The organism is Atopobacter sp. AH10 (assembly GCF_003664595.1).
In the GTDB taxonomy this organism is placed as follows: Bacteria; Bacillota; Bacilli; order Lactobacillales; family Aerococcaceae; genus Atopobacter.
Map to the genome: position 1 here is coordinate 1 of NZ_QXPZ01000077.1, position 300 is coordinate 300.

At 39.0% G+C, this 300-nt stretch carries 1 protein-coding gene; it reads left to right on the top strand.

The annotated features are described in order from the left end of the window. Positions 1–131: transposase (locus tag D3H64_RS10365; RefSeq protein ID WP_147429916.1), on the top strand; the 131-nt coding region annotated here is incomplete at its 5' end. Between the last annotated feature and the right edge of the window lie 169 nt (positions 132–300).

A 300-nucleotide genomic window follows, 5' to 3' on the forward strand; every position in this document is an offset into this window, starting at 1 on the left:
ACAACGGTCATTTAGAGGCGTGGAACAATCAAATAAAAACCCTCAAGAAGACCGCCTATGGCTTTCGCAATTTCGAACACTTGAAGAAGAGATGCTTTCTAAAGATGAATCGCTTGTCAGTAGCTGTGTAAATCTCTCACGCACTGCTACTATTTCCAATGAATGCTCTATATCCAGACTAACTCTAATAGGCATAGAGCTTGTTTAGGGAAAAGTAGGATAAATATCATCTGTAATATAAAAACCTGAATTCCCTGACTCATAACCATAAACACCACCTATCACCGAGGTGGTGTTATT